The organism is Streptococcus sp. S784/96/1 (assembly GCF_902729355.1).
Classification (GTDB): domain Bacteria; phylum Bacillota; class Bacilli; order Lactobacillales; family Streptococcaceae; genus Streptococcus; species Streptococcus caledonicus.
In genome coordinates this window covers 1-2,755 of the sequence record NZ_CACVCC010000064.1, presented here as the reverse complement: position 1 = coordinate 2,755, position 2,755 = coordinate 1, and the positions used below count along the sequence as shown (strand labels likewise).

General features: G+C 37.9%; 2 protein-coding genes. One reads left to right on the top strand and one right to left on the bottom strand.

Features of this window, described 5'->3' with window-relative positions; genetic code table 11:
- Window positions 1-62 precede the first annotated feature (62 nt).
- Window positions 63-377, bottom strand: a complete 315-nt coding sequence (locus tag GZ996_RS11485) for a hypothetical protein (protein ID WP_161981079.1) — start codon at window positions 375-377, stop codon at window positions 63-65.
- Between the two features lie 324 nt (window positions 378-701).
- Here GZ996_RS11485 and GZ996_RS11480 point away from each other — a divergent pair.
- Window positions 702-2,755 (top strand): mucin-binding protein (locus GZ996_RS11480; protein ID WP_338014800.1); only part of this gene is annotated, 2,054 nt, incomplete at its 3' end.

Sequence of the window (2,755 nt, the reverse complement as noted above, 5' to 3'; positions counted from 1 at the left end):
AGCGAAGACTTCGATATGGGTATCGTGCTGAATGGCTTTATCTAAGGTGATATTTTTGTCTTTCATTCCGATGAGTAATGTGGTATGATTGATGTGTTCCATAAGATACTTTCTAATGAGTTGTTTAGGCGCATTTCATTATAAGTCTTATGGGACTTTTTTTGCTCGTTGTAAAAGATTATGGATTCAAAGAAAATATGAGTGATATGATTTTCTTCCAACCAAGCTAAAGCATGCTGAAGAGCGATGGTTGTTGTTCCAAATGTCTTCTGAATTTTTTGGGGTTTGTTGATATCAAGCGGACCGTCTAAGATATAACAAACAATGGATTTTTGGTGAACATCAATGTCACAACAAGTTTCAATCATGACTTCCATGTGAAAAGCCACCTATTCTATTTTTGAATAATCGAATAGGTGGCTTACAGTAATTTTGTTTTCGTGCTCAAGGCGTAGTCGAGTTATCCCATGATTCTTATTCATCTAGTTTGTCGTACAGGCTAGGCAAAGCCCTATTAAAGACCACGGATTTGTATTGTTCACTTATTAGTATAAAGTAACAATTATTTTCTGTCATGGGTTAGCAGGACAAGCCTGCTTAGAGTTTGTCATGATTCGTCGAAGTTTTTAGTTGACATTATATATATATATATATAATTAAAGTTATTCAATTTATCTAAAATAATAAGGAGACTTGTTCCTATGTTTTTCCATAAAAAAAATAGCCAACAAAAAAATTGGAGACTGATAAAAAAAGGAAAATTTTTCTGTTGTGGCTGTACCCTCTTATTAGCGATGGGGAGCTTGCTAATTCTGCCGACTGCAGAAGTGGCTGCATTAACAGAGAATGCAGCAGTAGAAACAGTAGAAACAGTAGAAACAGTAGAAATAGCAACTTCAGAGGGTGAATCCTCCACTGCTTCAACCGATGAATCGCTTGAAGCAGATAAACTAGATAAAAACGATCGAACAGAACCTGTGCTACGTTCATCAAATACCACTTCAGAATCTTCTACTACAAATCAAATTGCGAATGTTTCTGCAAAAATCGAGGTTATTCCTGGTTTAGTGGGGGCTGCTAGTCGCACTAAGCCAACTCTCGATTTCGATATTGTTAATCCTTCAAGCCAAGGGGATCCCATAGTTATTGAATACAAAAATGTCAATACCACCATTTCTGACGGAGACCTCATCTATGATAATAAGGTAATCGGTACAGTAACATCTACTGTCGAAAGCAACATTCCTACAGATAGTAAAATGACAGGAGCTGAAACATTAGCACCTGAAGATAGTCTCTATAAAACGATTGTAACCATTACCTTAAATAATAATGCAGACAAGTATGCTACTGACCATCTCCCAATTTCTTTAAAAACAACTGCTTCAACTCCTCAAGCTGTAAAAGCACTGACTGCAAATCGTTCGTATGAAATCCCAGCTTCCATTAGTATCAATGGAAAAGAGGAAACAACCGTAACCGTACCGGTTCGAGAACTGGTTGTTCGAAACTTAGAAGTTGGAGATCAGACAAAAATTTCTGCTGGATATACTATCACAACTGTAAATGGAGAAGTCACTGCTCGCTATCGTTCAGTCTATATTGTCCCTGGTATGACAGGTTTACAAAATGGTGATATCTTAACCATCAGTAAAGGTCCCACTATTCCTTTTGATAACGACTCAGCTGTCATTGGTTCAGCCTATATATTAGAAGGTGGAGCTGAAGAAATGGTTCCTGTAGGAGATGGTGGCGTAGCTTACAAGCAAATGACTAAATCTAGTGTTCGTTTAGTTTTACAATCGGTAGATGCTAAAACAACTACTTACCGTGTTAATGGTACCCTCGATCCAAAATACAATTCGTATGAATGGACTATCCTCGGTGTTCTGCCAAAACTTAACGCACAATACGATGGATATAATGGCTTAAAAACATTTAACGATTTACATGTAACTTTAACACGTAAGGGAGAAACGGTCTATGAAACTTTCAATGCTAGCGAAGGGGACCGCGTCAACGTTAATGGTACAGCAGTGCTTATCTCCACAGAGGGACTTAGCTCCGTTTACACAGAATACTATTTAGATGGAAAACCAATGCCAGAAGTTTCCAAAGAACTTGTTTTATCCAAAGTTGTTAAGGGAATTGGTTACACAGCCCGAATTAAGGAGTTTGACAACTATGAGTATGTGGGGCCACTAGAAGATTCCGCACCAATCACAGGAAAAAGTTCTGACACTGATTTAGTAGTAAAATTAAATTATAGGGCTAAGATAGAAGAATCAGTAGACTCAAAAGAAGTAACTCGTATCATCAAGTATGTGAACGAAATTGGAGACGAATTAGCTCCGTCTGTCACCCAAAAAGTAGTCTTCAATCGGAAAATGATGACCAATAAAGTCACTGGGGAGAAAACTTACGGAAGTTGGGAAACAGAACAAGCGGTGTGGGAAACAGTAAATACTCCTGTTCTTGAGAACTACACAACTACTCAAACAGAAATTGCAGAAAAAACTGTATCACCAGACAGTGCAGATAGTGTAGAAACAGTGACCTACTCGGCAACAAGTTCTCAAACAACAGAAAACAAAACGGTTAGCAGAACAATCAAATATGTAGATAGTGATGGGAAAGAAATTGCACCAAGCACTACACAAACCGTAAACTTCATACGAACAGTATCCATAAATGATGTCACTGGGGAGAAAACTTACGGAAGTTGGGAAACAGAAAAAGCAGTGTGGGAAACAGT

What these genes read in the sequence shown, in the direction of transcription:
- GZ996_RS11485 (WP_161981079.1), bottom strand. Translation starts at nt 377, where the DNA reads ATGGAAGTCATGATTGAAACTTGTTGTGACATTGATGTTCACCAAAAA.